Here is an 18566-nt window from a genome sequence, read left to right as displayed (position 1 = left end):
TCCGCGGCCTTATGCGCCGATGATTGCCGAGGCCATGCGTCTCTCCACTACTGCGGTCGCCAGACTGTGGTCTCCGCTCGCCCGCAGTACATCGATCAGGTATTTGCCGTAGGCACTCTTGCCGTAGTACCCGGCAAGTCCTTCCAGCTGATCAGGCCCTATGAAGCCGAGACGGAAGGCGATTTCTTCCGGACAGGATATCTTGAAACCTTGCCGGCGCTCGAGCGTCGAGACAAATTCGGACGCCTCCAGAAGGCTGTCGGGGGTTCCAGTATCGAGCCAGGCATAGCCCCGTCCCATGATTTCAACGTGAAGTTTGCCGCGTTCCAGATAGATCCGATTGACATCGGTTATTTCGAGCTCCCCCCGGGCCGAAGGTTTCAGCCCAGCGGCGATTTCGACGACGTCCTTGTCGTAGAAATAAAGCCCGGTCACCGCCCAATTGGAGCGGGGGATCTTAGGTTTTTCTTCGATGGAAACCGCCCTCATGTCCTGGTCGAATTCCACGACGCCGTAACGCTGCGGGTCGTTGACGTGGTAGGCGAAGACGGTCGCTCCTTCGTCCCGCGCCATGGCACTCGTGAAAAGGTCCGTTATGCCGTGGCCGAAGAAAATGTTATCGCCGAGGACGAGACAGGAAGGACTGGCACCGATGAAATCGGCGCCGATGATATAGGCCTGGGCAAGCCCGTCCGGCGACGGCTGCAGCGCGTAGGAGAGCGACAAGCCCCACTTCGAGCCGTCACCCAACAGCGACTGGAAGTGCGGCAGATCCTTCGGCGTCGAGATGATGAGGATCTCGCGTATGCCGGCCAGCATCAGCGTGCATAGCGGATAGTAGATCATCGGCTTGTCGTAGATCGGCATCAGCTGCTTGGATAATACCTGGGTCATGGGGTGAAGTCGCGTTCCGCTTCCGCCGGCGAGGATGATGCCCTTCATGAAATCAACTCCCGAATTGCATTGTGCGAAGATCCCTCAGGCTGAAGCAGGCGGCCGACGACATGAGCCGTCGATGACCTCCAGTCGGGCATGACGATATTGTGGAGCGTGGCGAGCTTCCGGCAGTCGAGCCTCGAGTTGGCGGGGCGACGGGCGGGGGTCGGATAGGCGCTTGCTGATATGCCGATGACATCTGCAGCCGACCCTCCGTTCTGCGCAGAGACCTTGAAAATCTCCCTGGCGAATTCCGCCCAGCTGGCCTCGCCCGATCCTGCTATATGGAAGACGCCCCGAAGAGACGGATCGTCAGCCGTCAGGAGGTTTTGTCCAACTCTCAACAAAGCATCCGCCAGATCCAGCGCAGAGGTCGGATTGCCGACCTGATCCTCGACGATGCGAAGCTCAGGCTGCGTGGCTGCAAGCTTCAGCATCGTGCGGAGAAAGTTCTTGCCGAATGGACTGTAGACCCAGGCGGTTCGCAGGATCACATGATTTTCGGTGGTTGCGGCGACCTGCCGCTCACCCTCCAATTTGCTCCGGCCGTAGATACCAAGCGGTGCGACGGGATCCGTTTCGGTATAGGGAGCGGACTTGCCGCCATCGAAAACGTAATCGGTGGAGACGTGGATGATCGGCACTCCGAGAATGCTCGCCGCGCGCGCCAGCTCTCCTGCCCCCGCAGCATTGACCGCAAATGCGGTTTCAGCCGCCTGTTCGGCCTGATCGACAGCCGTATAGGCTGCCGCTGAAACGATGATGTCGGGTTCGGCCGCCTCGACGGTCCGGGCGATCGTCCCGATGTCGGTCAGGTCAAATTGCGGCCGGCCGAGCCTGATGACCTCAAGGTTTTCGCACCCTCTTGCCAGATCGGAGAGCGAGAGGGCCAATTGACCCGACAAACCGGTCACGACATATCGCGTTGGCCTTCTCATGCGTTTGCACCGCTCTTCAACAGTCCAAGACGGCTGCCATCACAGCTATGGCGAAGCGGGGCCCACCACCAGGCGTTATTGAGATACCACCGTACAGTATGTTCGATACCGGTTTCGAAGGTCTGCCTTGCCGTCCAGCCGAGTTCCGTCTCCAGCTTGGTTGCATCGATCGCATATCGTACGTCATGTCCCGGCCGATCGACCACGAAACGGATCAACTGCTCGTGGGGCCTGCCACTGGGCTTCAACTCGTCCATGAGCGCGCAGACGCGCATCACGACATCGATATTGCGCCGCTCGTTGCGGCCGCCGACATTGTAGGTTTCCCCGATCCTGCCGCGCTCGGCGATCATGTCCAAAGCGCGGGCATGGTCTTCCACATAAAGCCAATCGCGAATGTTGCGGCCATCGCCGTAGACGGGCAGAGGCTTGCCTTCCAGCGCGTTCAAGATGATTAACGGGATCAGTTTTTCGGGGAAGTGATACGGGCCATAGTTGTTGGAGCAGTTGGATACGATGACCGGCAGGCCGTAGGTTCGCGCCCACGCCTTCGCCAGATGGTCCGAAGCGGCCTTCGAGGCCGAATAGGGTGAACTCGGATCATAAGGCGTGGTTTCGGAGAACAACCCCTCATCGTTCAAGGAGCCGTAAACCTCATCGGTCGAGACATGCAGAAGGCGAAAGCGGTTTTGCTCCTCCTTCGTCAAGGACTGCCAGTAGGCTCGCGCGCATTCCAGCATCGTAAAAGTGCCAAGGATATTCGTTTCGATGAATGTCCGTGCGCCGACAATCGACCGGTCCACATGACTTTCGGCCGCCAGATGCATAACGCGATCCGGATTGAAGGTGAAAAAAGCTTCCGAGACCGCCCGGGCATCGCAAATGTCCGCTTTCAAAAAACGGTACGAGGAGCGGCCTGCAACTGAATCAAGGGATGTCAGGTTTCCCGCATAGGTCAGCTTGTCGATGTTGAGCACCTCGTATCCCTTATCGAGAACGAGGTGACGAATGACCGCTGATCCGATGAACCCTGCTCCACCTGTGACGATTACGCGCATGGCGTGTCATTCCCTATGGATCCAACTGGTTTATGCGACACTCGCTCTGTCATCATCGGCCACGTAGACGAAGTTCGATTCGATATCGGTAAGCTTCGGATGCGTTCGATCCTTCTCCGACAGGATCGCGTCCTCCGACCTGATGGGCCAATCGATGCCGAGCGCGGGATCATCCCATGCAAGGCCACGTTCATGCTCCGGGCTTCGGAAGTCCGTGACCTTGTAACTGATCACTGTATCGGGCCTCAGCGTGCAGAAACCGTGGGCAAATCCCGGTGGCACCCACAATTGGCAAGCGTTCTCCGCGGATAGTTCGATCATCACTGATCGGCCGTAGGTCGATGACCCGGCCCGGATGTCAACCGCCACATCCAGAAGCGCGCCTTCCGGACATGAGACCAGTTTCCCCTGAGCCCGAGGGCGTAGTTGATAGTGTAGCCCCCGGACCGTTCCCACACGCGCCGAAAAGGAACGGTTGTCCTGAACGAAGGTGAACGGCCCAATTTCGGATTCGAAGAGATCGGCCCGGAAAGTTTCGACGAAATAGCCGCGCAGATCCCCGAATCTCTTCGGAATGATCAGCATGACACCATCAATGGCCGCCCGTTCGAAAACCACCCGTCCCCCACTGTCCGAGAGCCTCTCTCACCGGCCATCAAGCCACACGGCCCTGGGGAGCGCAATTGACGGGCCACTCATCTCATTGGCTGTGGGATCACCTATACGGAGTAGCCCGGCCTCCACCTTCGCTGCTTAGCAACGACCTTGGATCGCCACGTCAGATGTGATCCGAGAGAGACGGGTCTGGCACCCCAAGGAAGAAGGATAAGACGCAGGCGATTTGAGGCTTACAGAAGCCACGTCCGGGCCACCACAATATCGGAATTGCCCGCACCTTGCCTTCAATCGGCACGCCATAGGCATGCCATCTTCCAGTTTTATCTTATTTCTGGCATCTTCCAGCACAGCAGCCTATTTGGACAAAGCCGGCATCAGGGCATCAACGCCAGCCTCGCGAGGTTACGTGTATTATTTTCTAGTTCACCTTAGGGTGCTTTCAGCGCTGGTGATCCGTGAGACCTCCACCCGCTTCGGGACCAACCCGGGCGGCTATATCTGGGCCTTTCTCGATCCTCTCGCTCATATTGCGTTTCTCTCGGTCATATTCATGGCCATTGCTCACGCGCCTGCCTTGGGAACCAGCTTCCCCTTGTTCTTTGCGACTGGCTACATCGGCTTCCAATTTTATCAAGGTATGGCGGGTTATCTCAACGGTGCAGTCGCTTCCAACCGCTCCTTGCTGAGCTATCCAAACGTTGCTCCTATCGATACGATATTGGCACGATACATTCTGCAATTCGGGACAACCGCTGTCGTCGGCTTCTGCGTCTTCGCACTCATAGGGTTGAGCTTGCGAAGCTCAATAACTATTCAATGGCCGTTCCTCATCGAAGCGGCGTTTGCTGGTAGCCTGCTCGCACTCGGTAGCGGCCTTGCCAATAATGTGCTGTTTATAAAATATCCCCTCTATGAAAAATTCTATGGCATTGTGACGCGGCCCCTATTCATGGTGTCTGGCATTTTCTTTCTGCCTGATGCCCTGCCACACCCTGCCAGAGAAGTGGTTTTGCTGAACCCCCTGGTCCATGTGGTGATGTTATTTCGCCAAGGTTTTTACCCGGAATACCGCGCCATTGGCTTTGATGCCGGCTATCTCTATAGCGTGGCATTCAGCTTACTTTTTGGCGGTCTGCTGATATTCACCAGTTCCAGAAGTATATTGAGAGGACGATGATAAGGCTGGAAAGAGCAACCAAGCTCGTACGCATGAAAGGTGTATCGAAGGTCATCATCAATGATGTTTCCTTCGTCATTCCGCGTGGCAGAAGCATCGGCCTCCTGGGACGCAATGGTGCTGGTAAATCCACCTTACTGCAAATTATTGCGGGCACTTTGAGCCTCGACAGCGGCAAAGTCATCCGCGAGGGAAAGATTTCCTGGCCGCTCGGTTTCCAAGGCAGTTTTCAAGGCAACTTGTCAGGGGAACAGAACGTGCGTTTCGTCGCACGGATCTACGGTGTCGACACGGAAGAACTCGTTGACTATGTTGCCGATTTCGCAGAACTTGGAGCTTTCTATAAAGCCCCGGTTCGGACCTACTCTTCGGGCATGAAGGCACGGCTCGCATTTGGGGTGAGCATGGGCGTAAAGTTCGATTACTATCTGGTGGATGAAATCACGGCTGTCGGGGACACAAATTTCAAACGGAAATCGCAGCACGTCTTTAAGGAGCGGTTGACAGATTCCGATGTTATAATGGTCTCCCACAGCGCCACGACTCTTCGGGATTACTGCGAAACAGGAATGGTTCTCGAAGAGGGAAAACTAGCATATTATGACAATATCGAAGACGCGATCGCTGTACACGAGCGCAACATGAAGAGGCAGTAGGTTGACTGATCAGGCTCAAAACAGAAAAGCTGGCGCAATCATTGCTCACCTCCAGCCTGCAGAACATCCTGTCCCTTCCGTTAAGCCTCGCAATCTGCGCTTGCTGGAGAGCCTGCTCGAAAGGTCCGTGCCGGCCATTCCCGAGGTTCCGGCGCCATCAAGTGAAGTTGCATCCGTTGACAGCCAGCCTACCCGAGGGCGGATCGGAAAATTCCGACCCCGGCATTTGGTCATGGCTGCCACCTTCCTGGCCGCGGTGGTTGTGCCATCTGTATCGGCATCTCTATATATGGCATTCGTCGCAGCCGACCAATATCATAGCTCTTCCTCCTTCTCAGTCCGCAGCATCGATTCGTCTCAGCCGTCAGATATCCTTGGTATGTTCACCCAGGCATCCTCCGGCAGTACGGTATCGGACTCGTACGTGCTCCTGGACTTCATCCTTAGCGAGCGGATGGTTGAGGCCGTGGACAAGGCCTTCGGCCTCGACGCCATTTTTGCTGCGCGCGGTCTTGACTATTTCTACGGGATTGGCAGGAGCTTGCCGATCGAAGACAAGCTGGCGTACTGGAGAGACATGGTCAGCGTCAACTTCGACCATACCTCCGGCATTATGACCTTGGAGGTGAAAGCGTTCACACCAAGCGAATCCCAGAAGATCGCCTCCTTCGTCATCTCTCAAAGCGAAAAGCTAGTGAATGAGCTCTCGCTTTCGGCGCGGGACGAAGTGCTGAAGGTTGCCCAAGGCGAAGTCAGGATGGCCGAAGAGCGCCTTTCCAATGCCCGGACAGCGCTGAGAATTTATCGCGATTCCTCTCAGGAAGCCGACCCGGTCGAAGGGGCCAAGCTTGCGATGCAGTTGGTAGCGTCGCTCGACCAACAGTTGGTTGGCCTGAAAACCGAGCTATCCACGGCTCTTACTCAGATGGGCGAAAACACGCCTCGCATTCGGCTGATGCGGTCTCAAATCAACAGCCTTGAGAAGCAGATCCAGCAGGAAAGGCAGAGATTCGGGACCGGGGCTACGAGCAAGCAGGCCCGCAGTGCTGCCACTGCATTTACGGATGTGGCAGGCCGTATTCAGCAATATGAAACCTTGGAAACCGATCGGGAATTTGCCGAGCGCGCCTACACTTCATCACTTGCCGGCTTGGAAAAGGCCCGAATTGAAGCGAGCGCTAAACAGCGTTACCTCGCGGTCTTTATCAAGCCGACTTTGTCTGAAATGGCACAATATCCGAGCAGGATCTTGAATTCGATCCTGGTGCTTCTGGGTGCCCTGCTGGCTTGGGGTGTCGCGGTGATGGCATATTACAATATTCGGGACCGAAACTAACTCGGCGGCGCCAAAAGACGACCTGGGGCAAGTTAACCGCACAGTGCATACAGGGTGCGATCTAGAGCGTGAGCTGTCACGGAAGAGTTTATCTACGCAATGACTGCCACTAGGCCCGACCTCCGCGGGATGACGGTGTTTGCTCTGCATATCCGCAGGTGGAAAAGAGCAATACTTCAAGCGTATTTTCCGGAAACTCGGTTAATCTATCTGCCGCTTTACGTCAGTGCCTGCGCGTTCAATCGCGACTGGGCAGAGACAATCAGGACTTCCGAAAAACCTGCGCTTCTGGTGTGGGGTATGAACGCACCCGCTGCAGTCATCGCATTTGCAGGCCAGAATTCCATCCCAATCTATTTCCTGGAGGATGGCTTTATTCGATCGCTGGTGCCGAACGCCAGCCATAGTGCGCCCTTTTCCCTAACGCTCGATTCTCGAGCTCCCTATTTCGACAGCCGTCAAGCGACTGATCTCGAATGCATCCTGCGCTCCTACGACTTTGCTGCAGATCTGGAGCTTCTGGATCGCTCCCGAAGCGCGATCCAGAAGCTGCTTGCATCGGGGCTCAGCAAGTACAACAACGTCGGCGCCCCCGGCGCAACGCGTGAAATTGCGGGAAAGAACAGGCGAAGAATTCTCGTCATCGGTCAGGTGGAGGACGACGCGTCCATCATGTTCGGATGCGATCGTCCACTCACCAACAATGACGTGGTCAGGACCGCCGCGGCTGAAAACCCTGACTGCGAGATCCTTTACAAGCCTCATCCCGACGTGCTGAACGGGGTGCGCCGGCGCCTTTCCGATCCCGCAGAGGTCGCCCATCTGTGTAAGGTCGTAGGCTCGCCTGTGCCCCTGCCCGAGCTTTTGGGCACCGTCGACCATGTCTATACCATCACCTCGCTCGGAGGTTTTGAAGCACTCCTCCGTGGAGTGACGGCCACGGTCATGGGATGCCCCTTCTACGCGGGATGGGGATTGACGGATGATCGGCAGACCATCAGCAGACGCGACCGGAAGCTAAGCCTGGAAGAAGTTTTTGCCGGTGCATATCTGCTATACCCGCGATATTTCGATCCGCTGAACGGAACGGAGATCGATTTCGAGGAATGTCTGGAACGTGCGGCCCGCTGGAGAGCTACCGCCATGCCCGAAAGTCGCATCGTGCCGGTTCCGGTTCCGGAGAAACCGCCCTTCCAGCTTTCCGGACCTTACGGGATTTTTGGGTGGCGGCATCTTCTTACGCTGCCTGTGGCCAGTGTGATCGGAATGGTCGGCGACCGGACCGACGCGGAAGAATTCAGAAAAAACCCGATCCTCTTCTTCCGCGAGCTTTCGAATCCATTTTTTCGCAAACTTGGGCGCATCCTCTATCCGCTCGATTGAGCGTCGCCGCTAGAAAGTTGCATAGGTGCCTTGTCCGGCTTCTTAGTCTTCCGGCCAATGGTGAAGCCGCCTGATTGCACCTAAAGTACGAGGTGGGAGGCTCATATGAAGATCGCGATCCCGTCCGACATCCACGCAAACCGCGGGGCCTTCGAGGCCGTGCTGGCCGACTGCAGGGCACGCGGTGCGGATCGTACCAGGCAACGCGATGAGAGATGCAACGATGCTCATCACTTTTTCTGACATCAGAAAGCATGGCTGGGGCGCCAGGATTCGAACCTGGGAATGCCGGTACCAAAAACCGGTGCCTTACCGCTTGGCGACGCCCCAATGCTTGCGGGCGGAAAATCGGATCAAAACCGCCCCGGCAGGTGGCTTGCTCTAGCAAAGCTTGATCAGCCTCTCAACGCCTAACTTCACGATTTCCGATTTTTCCGATGCGCATTTTTGAATGCGCTGCGGCAGAAGGGGTGATAGATGCTCGCTGACGAATGATCACACACGCTGAGGCCGGCATGGCAGAGGATCTCACCTTCGATATGGAATTTTCACCTGCCTACGGCACGCCGGTGCCAATCGCCGATGGCGTCGAGCGGCTGACCGTCAACAACCCCTCGCCGTTCACCTTCCACGGAACCAATACCTACATCGTTGGAGGCTCGTCCGTGGCCGTCATCGATCCCGGCCCTGATAACGAGGCGCATTTCCAGGCGCTGATGGCAGCTATCAAGGGACGCGACGTCACCCATATCCTCGTCAGCCACACGCATCGAGATCACTCCCCCCTCGCCCGACGGCTGAAGGAGGCAACCGGAGCCGTGACGGTCGCCGAAGGACCGCACCGGGCGGCGCGGCCGCTTCATGCCGGAGAGACAAACCCTTTCGCGGAAAGCGCCGACGTCGATTTCATTCCCGATATTGCGGTTGCCGACGGGCAAACGATCGAGGGGGACGGCTGGGCGCTTTCCGCCCTGCATACGCCAGGCCATACCGCCAATCACGCGGCCTTCGCGCTCGAAGGAACCGGAGTGGTTTTTTCCGCCGATCACGTCATGGCCTGGGCGACGACCATCGTGGCGCCACCGGACGGTTCCATGGCCGATTTCATGGCCTCGGTCGACAAGCTGCTCGAGCGGGACGACCGGATCTTTTTCCCCGGTCATGGCGGGCCGGTGAAAGACCCGACGGCTTTCCTCAGAGGCCTGCGCACCCATCGCCGCATGCGCGAACGCGCTGTGCTGGAACGTATCCGCGCGGGTGACCGACTGATCCCGGATATGGTGAAGGTGATCTATGCCAGCACCGATCTGCGCCTGCACGGCGCCGCCGCGCTCTCCGTGCTGGCGCATCTGGAAGATCTGGTCGAGAAGGGCCGCGTCGTGACCGAAGGCCCGCCGTCGCTCGGCGGTGTCTACGATCTTGCCTGAGGAGAGCAAGATGATCGGCCAGTCCTACAGCTATCGTCACGATCCTGCCGTGCCGGGCTTCGACGATACCGTGCCGGTTATCATCTTCGACGGCGATTGCGTGTTCTGCTCCCGCTGGGTGAAATTCCTTCTCCAGCACGACCGGCGCGGCCGCTATCGATTCCTCACCGCACAGTCGCCGCTCGGTACCGCGCTTTACCGACACTACGGATTGGAAACGCGCAACTACGAGACCAATCTGCTGCTCGATGGAGGCCGGCCTTATTTCAAGTCGGAGGCCACGTTGCAGGTGCTCGGCTCCCTCGGCATGCCCTGGTCACTCATGCGGCTCCTGTTCGTGCTGCCTCTGCCAGTCCGCGACCGGGCCTATGATCTCATCGCCCGGAACCGTTACCGCATCGCCGGCAGACGTTCGTCGTGCTTCGTGCCGACTGCCGCGCAGAAACATCGTTTCATCGGATAAACCCGGTCCGTCAGTTCCCGGCGATCCCGAGCAGTTCGATGTCGAGACGGTCGAGGAAGTCTTCGGCAATCGCCTCGCCCATGCCGAGGTCATGAGGCCCATAACGCGACGCGACGCGGATATCAACCGAAGTGGTTTCGGCATCTTCGCGCAGACGGATGACGAGATCGAAGCGCAGTCCGAGGATCAGCGTGCGGGTCTCGCCCTGAAGCAGGACATCGCTTGCATTGCCGAAGACCGTGGTGAGCGAAGGCTCCGGGCGCGGCAGCGGAATCGGCGCCAGATCCGGCACCGGCGCCTGCTCGTCCTCCGGCGCGGGCCGCTCGGCGATATCCGGCGCGATCAATTCCACTCCCTCCCGCCGTGTTACCGAAATACGCGAGGAAAGCACCGCCTTCTGCACGCCTTCGTAGACGCGATCGAGGGCACCTTCATACCGTCGCCCGGTCAGGCCCGGATAGGCGGCAAACTGGGCGCGCCTGTCGGCCGGCGTGGCGGTGGCCGGGCGCGGCAGCCATTGCTGCTTTGCATTCGGCTCCGCAATCCATGTCGGCGGGTCGGCAATATCCGTCGAGATATCGAACAGCGGTGGCAGGGTGTAATAATAGAGGGTGCCGGCCGCGACGACCCCGAGCGGCACCGCTGCGTAGAAAAGCCCCTTGGCAGCAGCGACGCCGCCTTCCGCACCCACCTGCCAGAGCCGCGCCAGCCCGATCAACGACAACGGCACAGAGACTGCCGCGATTGCCGCGGAAAGGAAGGTTAAAGACAGGAAATCCGGCGTCGTCAGCGGGCCTAAGCGATGGGCCAGCGCCGCGATGATGAAAAGCACCAGCGCCGAAAGCCCCAGCCTTCTGGCAGCATAGGCCGAATGGGAAATGGGCCGGACGAAACGGACGGTCATGCTGGCACGAGGCTCACGACAATATGAGGACACCGGCACTTATATCTAAAGCAGCCATTCCTAAATGGAAATCGCTTTGTTCTCCCCCTTTGCAAAAGGAGACCCGCCCGTGCGCAGTTCAGCTATCCTTAGCATCATCCTGTTGTCTTTGCTTGTGACCGCTTGCCAATCCTCCACCCAAACCTCAGGCTTTTCGCGGTCAGACCGGTCCGTATTCGAACCCACGGACAATTGACGGCAGCAAGACCCGAGACAGGTTCCGACATGGTGCAGGCGGTCGTTCTTGTGTAGAAAAGGCGAAATTGGGTATTCCCTACACTGCACTCTTTATATGGAGTTTCGCCATGCGCCTTCATCGCCCTCTCCTGCTTGCCGCGCTCGTCTTGCCGCTGGCGGCCTGCCAGACCATGACCCCGGAAGAGCGCCGCGCAGCCGATGAAACCACCTGCGCGGGCTATGGCTTCAGGCGCGGCTCCGAAGCGATGGCGCGCTGCGTGCTGGACCTGGAGCTCGACCGCCGGGCGGAGTCCCGCGCCTTCCAGGCCCGCAGCAGTTCCATGATGTGGCGCCCCATGGTCGTCGAGCGGCGCGTCATCGTCGAAAGACGGTAGGCGTATGGACCTCCCTCGCCACCGCTGGAGGCTCCGTCAGATTCCCGCATACCACTCGTAACCGCGGTCTTCCCAGAAACCGCCATTGCCGCGATAGATGCCGCCGAGATCGGCCACTACCTCGATCCGGGTCAGGTATTTCGCCTGCTTGTAGCCGAGCTGACGCTCGACGCGCAGGCGCAGAGGCGCGCCATGCCCAACCTCGAGCTCGCGGCCGTTCATGGCATAGGCGAGGATGGTCTGAGGGTGAAAGGCATCGATCAGGTCGAGGCTCTCGTAATACCAGCCGGAGCCGTCGAGGCTTTTTTCGTATTCATCGGCGCAGTGGAAGACGATGTAGCGTGCTTCGGGCTTCAGGCCTGCCGTCTGCAGCAGGGCCGCCAACGGCACGCCGGTCCATTTGCCGATGGCGCTCCAGCCCTCGACGCAGTCGTGCCGGGTGATCTGAGTGCGGGAAGGCAGGGCCTTCAGTTCGTCCAGCGAAAGCTGCATCGGCTTTTCGACAAGTCCTCCGACCTCCAGCCGCCAGGTGGCGAACTGCCGGTTCATCCAGTCGATATAACGGGCGTTGTCGGGCATGCTCGTTCCGTTCGAGCGGAAGGTGGGCGAGATATCCGCCTCGGTGAACTCCCGCGCCAGCGCATCGTCGCCAAGCAACAGGCGCTGGGTCCTCATCGTCAGGCCCTCGGCGAGCTTGAGTACGGCATTCGTTCGGTCGCTCTCGACGATCGCGTCGCAGCCGTTCAGGCCGAGGGCAGATGCGGTCAGGCTGACACCGATGAGGAAGCGGCGGCGGGTAAGAATGCGGCTCATGGCTGGTCTCCCTACCTGATGGCGTAATAACCGGTAATCATCGACCGAAGATTGTTGAAGACACCCGACAGGACCACCATCGCGATATGGACGGCGACGAAGGCGACGAGCGAGAAGGCTGCAAGGAAATGCAGCGTGCGGGCGGACTGGCGCCCGCCGAAGACGTCGACCAGCCATGGCGCGATCGCATTGAAGCCGGGCGACATGGTGAGCCCCGTCAGGATCATCAGCGGCAACAAAAGGAAGATCACCGCCACATAGGCAAGCTTCTGCAACGTATTGTAGTGCCGCGCTTCCGGGCCTTTCGGGAAACGCAGCCTGGCGTGGTCGGCGATCTCGCGACCGATATGTGCGGCGGTCAGTTCGTCGCGCGCCGGCAAAAGGTCTCGACGAAAGTGCCGTGTCACCAGTCCCGAGACGAAATAGACGAGGCCGTTGATGACGAAGAGCCAGGCGAAGAAGAAATGCCATCGCCGCCCGCCCGCCAGATCCTGGTAGCTCGGAAGGGTCAGCCAACTCGGGAAAGCCCGAGCATCGGCTTCACCATCCACTTCCGAAACGCCGAGGATACCGGTGGTGTCGAAGGTCAGCGGGCCGATATGGGTCAGGCCGCTCGCCTGACCGCCATCTTCAGTGGCTTGGATCGAGATGAAGGACGGGTCGCCGTCGCCGCCGTATTGACCCCAATAGAGCGCTGGATGGGCATTGAATATCTGCAAACCGCTGAAGAGCAGCACCGTCATGCACAGCACGTTCACCCAGTGGGACAGGCGCACGGTAAGGCTGTGGCGATAGATGAGCATGCGGCCGGTCCGAACGCCGGCATCGAGCGTGGCCATTACGTTTTCTCCGATTGAAAGGCTCGTCCGAAAGAAGAGACGCGGCCGCGAAGAAAAAAGTTTCAGCGGCCGCGGCTGCATCACTTCATGGCGTCGCAGGTCTTCATCATATCGGCCTTCTTCATGCTGTCCTTTTCCATCTCCGCCTTGTGCATGCAGTCGGTCTTGGTGCTGGCCGTAGACATGCTGTCGGTCTTCATCGCATCCTTCGACATCGCGCCGCTCTGCATGTTGTCCTTCTTCATCGTGTCCGTGCCCGTGCTGGTTTGAGCCTGAGCGACGCTCGCGAAAGACAGGCCGACGACGAGCGTGCACGCTGCGAGGCTGGAAAGAAGCTTGGTCATGGATATTCTCCTCAATGGATTGGCGTGTCCGACGACTGCCTGCCGAAGGCTCACACCCCTCCATTCGGCCTCGGGGAGAAGACGTTACAGCTTCACGCTCATGTGATAGGCCTGAGCCGCCGGACAAATTTTCCAGCAGGCTGTAACCTTTCCCGCCAGGCTTCCGAATACCAACGAGACAGCATGACGATCGCCCATTCGGAAGAAGCCCTGAAGACGCTGATGCTTCTATCCCTCGATGGGGACGAGGCAGCCTACAGGCGTTTGCTGAACGCGCTACGCGTCCTGCTCGTCGGCTACTACAGCCGCCGGATGGGCGCGGCGACGAGAGCGGATATGGAAGACCTTGTCCAGGAGACATTGCTGGCGCTGCATTCCCGTCGGGCAACATACGATCGCAATCGCCCGTTCACCTCCTGGTTCTTCTCGATCGCCCGCTACAAGCTGATCGACCACCACCGCGGCCGCGGCGGACGCATGATGGCGGAGGTGGAACTCGGCGAGGAGTTGGAAAGCGGCTTCAGCGAGGACGCGTTGACCGCTCGCATGGATGTCGAGCGGCTGCTGGATGGCCTGCCGTCGAAACAGCGGGAAGTCATCCGTCGGGTAAAACTGGAGGGGCAGTCGGTGGCGGATGCGGCAGGCCGCACGGGCCAGTCCGAGTCGGCGGTCAAGGTCGGCATCCATAGGGGTCTAAAGGCACTGGCGAAAAAGCTGCGAGGCGAAACGTGAAAAAGACGGACGATATCATCGACAGCCTGGTGAAGGACCTTGAGCCGGTGTCGCCCCGTGCCCTGGAGCGGCGCCTCGGGCTTGGCGTCCTGATTGCTCTTGCCGTTTCGCTGGTCCTCATGCTGGCGATCGTGGGCCTGCGCGTCGATATGAGCGAGGCGCTGATGCTGCCTGTCTTCTGGATCAAATCCGCCTACAATGCACTGCTCGCAATCGCCGCCTTCCTGGCGGTCTACCATCTCGCCCGCCCGGATGGCTCGCAAGGGCGCTTCTTTCCGGCAGTTACCGTTATTTTCGGAGCCATGGCAGTTGTCGCCGGGATCCAGCTCATGATGTCGCCTCCCGAAACCTATCCGGTCCTCATCCTGGGATCGTCGGCGCTGCACTGCCCCTTCCTGATTTTCGCCTTCGCGCTTCCCGTTTTTGCGGGAAATATCTGGGGGCTGCGTCGCGCGGCACCCACCGATTTGCGGTTGACAGGGCTGATCGCGGGCATTGCCGCGGGGGCGGCGGGCGCCTGGGTCTATTCCTGGTTCTGCACCGAAAACGGCATGCCTTTCGTGCTGATCTGGTATTCGCTCGGCATCCTGCTGACCGGTCTTGTCGGCGCTCTCGCAGGCCCGCGCCTGCTGCGCTGGTAGGCAGGTCAGACGCCGGGACAGCCTGCCCCTCGATCAGCGCCGGTATTGCAGCTCGATCTTCACGCCTTCCGGCCCGTAGACGAAAATCTGGCCGATATCGGTGTCCGGTATTGCATCGTGTTCGAAGCGGTAGCCGGTCGCCTCGATGTCCTTGACGGCGATGTCATGGTCGTAAAAGGCGAAGGCGACGTGATCATAGACGCCAACCGGAGGATCATCCTTACGATCAACGAGGAGTAGATGAATGCAGGAATGGCCGTCGATATAAAGCCAATAGCCCGGAAAAGGGAATGGCGGCCGAAATCCTTCCTTTGCTCCCAGCACCTTTTCGAGGAACGCCTTCATCGGCTCCGCATCGCGGGTACGGATCGTCACGTGGTCCAAGCGCGGCATCTGGCCCTCCCCATCGCCCCGGTTCACTCACACGCAAATTCTGCCACAGCCGTCGCGTGAAAACGACTCCTGATTCCATTCCGATCAAGCGTCCGGCGGATGAATAGATTGGGGGTCGGTCAGAAGTTTCTCATCTCGTAGTGCGGAATGCCGACTTCAAAGAACTCGTCGCCAATGGTCTTGAAGCCGAAGCGCTCGTACATTGCTGTCTTGTCGCTCTGTGCCGACAGGCAGAAACGGTTGTCCCGCGCATCCCGATGGGCCTCCATGGCGTGGCGGATCATGGCGCTTGCAACTCCCTTGCTGCGCCAGGCAAGGCTGACGACGACACGGCCGATCCTGACGAAATCCTCCGCGTAGATCACCCGCAGCGTGCCGCAAACTTCGCCCGAGAGTATAGCGACGAAATGGAAGGCCGTGAGGTCGTCGGCATCGAATTCCATGTCGCCCGGCACGTTCTGCTCCACGATGAAGACCTCGCGGCGCAGCCGAAAGCCCTCGTTGCAGAGCGTGCTGAAAACCGGGACGGGAAGAACGGTGACAGGGTTCATGACTTTTTCCTCTCTATCGCCGCCTGGGCCGCCGCAAGCCGGGCGATCGGCACACGGAAAGGCGAACAGGAGACATAGTCAAGGCCGGCGTCCTCGCAGAAACGGATCGACGCCGGGTCGCCGCCATGCTCGCCGCAAATCCCGAGCTTCAGGTCGTTTCGCGTCCTGCGGCCCCGTTCGGCGGCAAGCCTGATCAATTCGCCGACACCGTCGAAATCCAGGGAAATGAACGGGTCGTGCTCGATGATGCCCTTGCGCTGGTAGGTCGGGATGAAGGTCGCGGCGTCATCGCGCGAAATCCCGAAGGTCGTCTGGGTAAGGTCGTTGGTGCCGAAGGAGAAGAACTCCGCAGTCTCGGCAATCACATGGGCGCGGATCGCAGCCCGCGGCAATTCGATCATGGTGCCGGCGAGATAGGCGATCGGCGTGCCGCTTTCGTTCGCGACATCCTCGGCGACCCGGTCGATGACGCCCTTCACGTAATCGAGTTCGGTGCGAAGACTGACGAGCGGCACCATGATTTCAAGTTCCACGGGCTCGCCGGTTTCCCGGGCGGCTGCCAATGCGGCCTCGAAAATGGCGCGGGCCTGCATCTCGGCGATCTCGGGATAAGAGATCGCCAGCCGGCAGCCGCGATGGCCGAGCATGGGGTTGAATTCATGGATCGCGTCGATGCGGCGGGCGAGAAATGCCGGCGGCATGCCCATGGCCTTGGCGACATCGGCAATCTCGGCCTCCGTCTTCGGCAGAAATTCGTGCAGCGGCGGGTCGAGCAGGCGGATCGTCACCGGCAGGCCGTGCATGATGGTGAAAAGCTCGGTGAAATCCGAGCGCTGCATCGGCAGGAGTTTGGCAAGCGCTGCGCGACGCCCCTGCTCGTCTTCGGCTAGGATCATCTCGCGCATCACATGGATGCGGTCGCCCTCAAAGAACATGTGCTCGGTGCGGCAGAGCCCGATGCCTTCCGCGCCGAACGAGCGGGCAGCACGCGCATCCTGGGGCGTATCGGCATTGGTGCGCACCGTCATGCGGCGGTTCTTGTCGGCCCAGGCCATCAGCTTGCCGAAATCGCCGGAGAGTGCCGGCTGGATCATCGGCACGGTTCCCTTCAGCACCTGGCCGGACGAGCCGTCGATGGTGATCGTATCGCCCCGCTTCAGGGTCATCCCTCCGACGCCGATCAGCAGTTCGTTGCGCAGGTCGACGCGCATCGAACCGGCACCGACAACGCAGGGTATACCCATGCCGCGGGCGACGACCGCCGCATGGCTGGTCATGCCGCCGCGGGTGGTGAGAATTCCTTCGGCCGCGTGCATGCCGTGAATGTCTTCGGGGCTCGTTTCGATCCGCACCAGGATGACCTTGCGGCCCTCCGATTCCGCCACTACCGCCTCTTCGGCGGTAAAGACGACTTCGCCCGTGGCTGCACCCGGAGACGCCGGAAGGCCGGAACCGACGATATGGCGTTCGACACGCGGATCGATGGTGGGATGCAGCAGTTGATCCAGCGAGGGGGGCTCGATCCGGCAGATCGCCTCCTCCTCGGCGATCAGGCCCTCCTCCACCATGTCGACGGCGATCTTCATCGCCGCACGGGTGGTGCGCTTGCCCGAGCGGGTCTGCAGCATCCAGAGCGTTCCCCGCTCGATGGTGAATTCCAGATCCTGCAGGTCGCGGTAATGGGCTTCCAGCCGGTCGCAGATCGCCTTGAACTCGGCGAACGCCTCCGGCATCAGCTTTTCCATCGAGGGCTTTTCCGAACCGGAGGCGATGCGACCCTCCTCGGTGATCGACTGTGGCGTGCGGATACCTGCGACGACATCCTCGCCCTGCGCATTCACCAGGAACTCGCCGTAGAGCGCCCTTTCGCCAGTCGACGGATTGCGGGTGAAGGCAACGCCCGTCGCCGATGACGAGCCGAGGTTGCCGAAGACCATGGTCTGAACATTGACGGCAGTGCCCCATTCTTCCGGAATGCGATGGAGGGTCCGATAGGTCAGCGCGCGCGGGTTCATCCAGCTCGAAAACACGGCGGCGACCGCCTTCCACAGCTGGATATGCGGGTCCTGCGGAAAGCTCTCCCCCAACTCCTCTTCAATGATCTTCTTGTAGAGGCCGACGACATGCTGCCATTCGACCGCTGAAAGATCGGTGTCGTAGTCGTGGCCGAAGCGAGCCTTCTCGTCCTCCAGTATCTCCTCGAACACTTCGTGATCGAGGCCCATGACGACGTCGGCATACATCTGGATGAACCGCCGATAGCTGTCCCAGGCAAAACGGGCATCGCCCGCGTCGTGACCAAGCGCCTGCACCGTCTCGTCATTGAGGCCGAGATTGAGGACGGTGTCCATCATCCCCGGCATGGAGGCGCGAGCACCGGAGCGGACGGAGAGCAGAAGGGGCTTGGCCGAGCCCCCGAAGGTGCGCCCCGTCAGTTCCTCCATGGCAGCGATGCCTTCGAGAACCTGGGCTTTCAGTTCCTCGGGAAGGGTCCGGCTATTTTCGAAATAATAGACGCAAGCATCGGCGATGATGGTCATTCCCGGCGGCACCGGCAGGCCAAGGCTCGCCATCTCGGCGAGATTGGCGCCCTTTCCACCCAACCGCTCGACGTCGACGGCGCGGCCCTCAGCCTCGCCACCGCCGAAGCGATAGACCCACTTCATCATGCTGCCCTCCACCCAACGCAGTCTGTTTTTCGCCATAACTACAGGTTTTACGACAGTTTGGAAACGCATGAGGGCAG

Annotated in this window: 21 protein-coding genes and 1 tRNA gene; 10 read left to right on the top strand and 12 right to left on the bottom strand. The window is 59.6% G+C overall.

Annotated elements, in window-relative coordinates:
- Positions 1-9 precede the first annotated feature (9 nt).
- From rfbA to rfbC, 4 genes are read right to left on the bottom strand one after another with little or no spacing between them, the layout of a single operon-like run.
- A complete protein-coding gene (gene rfbA, locus C5L13_RS03045) occupies positions 10-942 on the bottom strand; it encodes a glucose-1-phosphate thymidylyltransferase RfbA (protein WP_105381750.1) in 933 nt (310 codons plus the stop codon).
- A complete protein-coding gene (gene rfbD, locus C5L13_RS03040) occupies positions 939-1874 on the bottom strand; it encodes a dTDP-4-dehydrorhamnose reductase (protein WP_105381749.1) in 936 nt (311 codons plus the stop codon). Before rfbD ends, rfbA begins: the two co-directional genes overlap by 4 nt.
- Positions 1871-2932 (bottom strand): dTDP-glucose 4,6-dehydratase, encoded by a 1062-nt coding sequence (rfbB, locus tag C5L13_RS03035; RefSeq protein WP_105381748.1) that lies wholly within the window; start codon positions 2930-2932, stop codon positions 1871-1873. Before rfbB ends, rfbD begins: the two co-directional genes overlap by 4 nt.
- A gap of 30 nt (positions 2933-2962) precedes the next feature.
- The gene (gene rfbC / locus C5L13_RS03030; RefSeq protein ID WP_105381747.1) at positions 2963-3550 is read right to left on the bottom strand and encodes a dTDP-4-dehydrorhamnose 3,5-epimerase; all 588 of its coding nucleotides are present in this window, start codon (positions 3548-3550) and stop codon (positions 2963-2965) included.
- A 406-nt stretch (positions 3551-3956) separates the two neighbouring features.
- Here rfbC and C5L13_RS03025 point away from each other — a divergent pair, with 406 nt between their 5' ends.
- The 5 genes from C5L13_RS03025 (at position 3957) to C5L13_RS03005 (ending at position 8345) form a co-directional block, all read left to right on the top strand.
- A complete protein-coding gene (locus C5L13_RS03025; protein WP_170117202.1) occupies positions 3957-4727 on the top strand; it encodes an ABC transporter permease in 771 nt (256 codons plus the stop codon).
- On the top strand, positions 4724-5383 hold the full coding sequence (locus C5L13_RS03020; protein WP_105381745.1) for an ABC transporter ATP-binding protein: 660 nt from the start codon (positions 4724-4726) through the stop codon (positions 5381-5383). Before C5L13_RS03025 ends, C5L13_RS03020 begins: the two co-directional genes overlap by 4 nt.
- Before the next feature lies 1 nt (position 5384).
- Positions 5385-6719: an RkpR, polysaccharide export protein gene (locus C5L13_RS03015; RefSeq protein ID WP_245423214.1), complete on the top strand. Its 1335-nt coding sequence runs from the start codon at positions 5385-5387 to the stop codon at positions 6717-6719.
- 99 nt (positions 6720-6818) lie between these two features.
- Entirely contained in the window at positions 6819-8102 is a 1284-nt protein-coding gene (locus tag C5L13_RS03010) for a capsular polysaccharide export protein, LipB/KpsS family (protein ID WP_105381744.1), read from the top strand.
- Positions 8103-8207: 105 nt separating this feature from the next.
- Entirely contained in the window at positions 8208-8345 is a 138-nt protein-coding gene (locus C5L13_RS03005; RefSeq protein WP_205836806.1) for a hypothetical protein, read from the top strand.
- Between the two features lie 12 nt (positions 8346-8357).
- Here C5L13_RS03005 and C5L13_RS03000 read toward each other — a convergent pair.
- Positions 8358-8432: transfer RNA gene (locus tag C5L13_RS03000), tRNA-Gln, on the bottom strand.
- Positions 8433-8617: 185 nt separating this feature from the next.
- Between C5L13_RS03000 and C5L13_RS02995 the strand changes: the two genes are divergently transcribed.
- On the top strand, positions 8618-9529 hold the full coding sequence (locus C5L13_RS02995) for an MBL fold metallo-hydrolase (RefSeq protein WP_105382060.1): 912 nt from the start codon (positions 8618-8620) through the stop codon (positions 9527-9529).
- A gap of 10 nt (positions 9530-9539) precedes the next feature.
- Complete coding sequence (locus tag C5L13_RS02990; RefSeq protein ID WP_105381743.1) at positions 9540-9992, top strand: thiol-disulfide oxidoreductase DCC family protein; 453 nt, start codon at positions 9540-9542, stop codon at positions 9990-9992.
- A 10-nt stretch (positions 9993-10002) separates the two neighbouring features.
- Here C5L13_RS02990 and C5L13_RS02985 read toward each other — a convergent pair whose 3' ends face one another.
- Positions 10003-10896 carry a DUF1499 domain-containing protein gene (locus tag C5L13_RS02985; protein WP_105381742.1) on the bottom strand — a complete coding sequence of 298 codons (894 nt, stop codon included), beginning with the start codon at positions 10894-10896 and terminating at the stop codon, positions 10003-10005.
- 344 nt (positions 10897-11240) lie between these two features.
- Here C5L13_RS02985 and C5L13_RS02980 point away from each other — a divergent pair, with 344 nt between their 5' ends.
- Positions 11241-11507 carry a hypothetical protein gene (locus C5L13_RS02980; protein WP_105381741.1) on the top strand — a complete coding sequence of 89 codons (267 nt, stop codon included), beginning with the start codon at positions 11241-11243 and terminating at the stop codon, positions 11505-11507.
- 36 nt (positions 11508-11543) lie between these two features.
- On the opposite strand, the gene C5L13_RS02975 is transcribed toward C5L13_RS02980, so the two are convergent.
- The 3 genes from C5L13_RS02975 to C5L13_RS02965 form a co-directional block, all read right to left on the bottom strand.
- Positions 11544-12320 (bottom strand): molybdopterin-binding protein, encoded by a 777-nt coding sequence (locus C5L13_RS02975; RefSeq protein WP_105381740.1) that lies wholly within the window; start codon positions 12318-12320, stop codon positions 11544-11546.
- Between the two features lie 11 nt (positions 12321-12331).
- Positions 12332-13159, bottom strand: coding sequence for a cytochrome b/b6 domain-containing protein (locus C5L13_RS02970; RefSeq protein ID WP_105382059.1), 828 nt, complete (start codon positions 13157-13159; stop codon positions 12332-12334).
- Between the two features lie 80 nt (positions 13160-13239).
- Positions 13240-13503, bottom strand: a complete 264-nt coding sequence (locus C5L13_RS02965) for a pentapeptide MXKDX repeat protein (protein WP_105381739.1) — start codon at positions 13501-13503, stop codon at positions 13240-13242.
- 183 nt (positions 13504-13686) lie between these two features.
- On the opposite strand from C5L13_RS02965, the gene C5L13_RS02960 reads away from it, so the two are divergent.
- Entirely contained in the window at positions 13687-14235 is a 549-nt protein-coding gene (locus C5L13_RS02960; protein ID WP_105381738.1) for a sigma-70 family RNA polymerase sigma factor, read from the top strand.
- Positions 14232-14876, top strand: a complete 645-nt coding sequence (locus tag C5L13_RS02955; RefSeq protein WP_105381737.1) for an NrsF family protein — start codon at positions 14232-14234, stop codon at positions 14874-14876. The genes C5L13_RS02960 and C5L13_RS02955 overlap by 4 nt, the downstream gene beginning before the upstream one ends.
- Positions 14877-14909: 33 nt before the next feature.
- On the opposite strand, the gene C5L13_RS02950 is transcribed toward C5L13_RS02955, so the two are convergent.
- The 3 genes from C5L13_RS02950 to ppdK all read right to left on the bottom strand — a co-directional run bounded on the left by C5L13_RS02950 (position 14910) and on the right by ppdK (position 18489).
- Complete coding sequence (locus C5L13_RS02950) at positions 14910-15269, bottom strand: VOC family protein (protein ID WP_105381736.1); 360 nt, start codon at positions 15267-15269, stop codon at positions 14910-14912.
- Between the two features lie 119 nt (positions 15270-15388).
- Positions 15389-15820 (bottom strand): GNAT family N-acetyltransferase, encoded by a 432-nt coding sequence (locus C5L13_RS02945; RefSeq protein WP_105381735.1) that lies wholly within the window; start codon positions 15818-15820, stop codon positions 15389-15391.
- Positions 15817-18489 carry a pyruvate, phosphate dikinase gene (ppdK, locus tag C5L13_RS02940; protein WP_105381734.1) on the bottom strand — a complete coding sequence of 891 codons (2673 nt, stop codon included), beginning with the start codon at positions 18487-18489 and terminating at the stop codon, positions 15817-15819. The genes C5L13_RS02945 and ppdK overlap by 4 nt, the downstream gene beginning before the upstream one ends.
- Positions 18490-18566: the final 77 nt, after the last annotated feature.

It is taken from the genome of Neorhizobium alkalisoli, assembly GCF_002968635.1.
GTDB lineage: Bacteria > Pseudomonadota > Alphaproteobacteria > Rhizobiales > Rhizobiaceae > Neorhizobium > Neorhizobium alkalisoli.
Note: the sequence above shows the minus strand (reverse complement) of the source record. Positions and strands in the feature narration are given on the sequence as shown.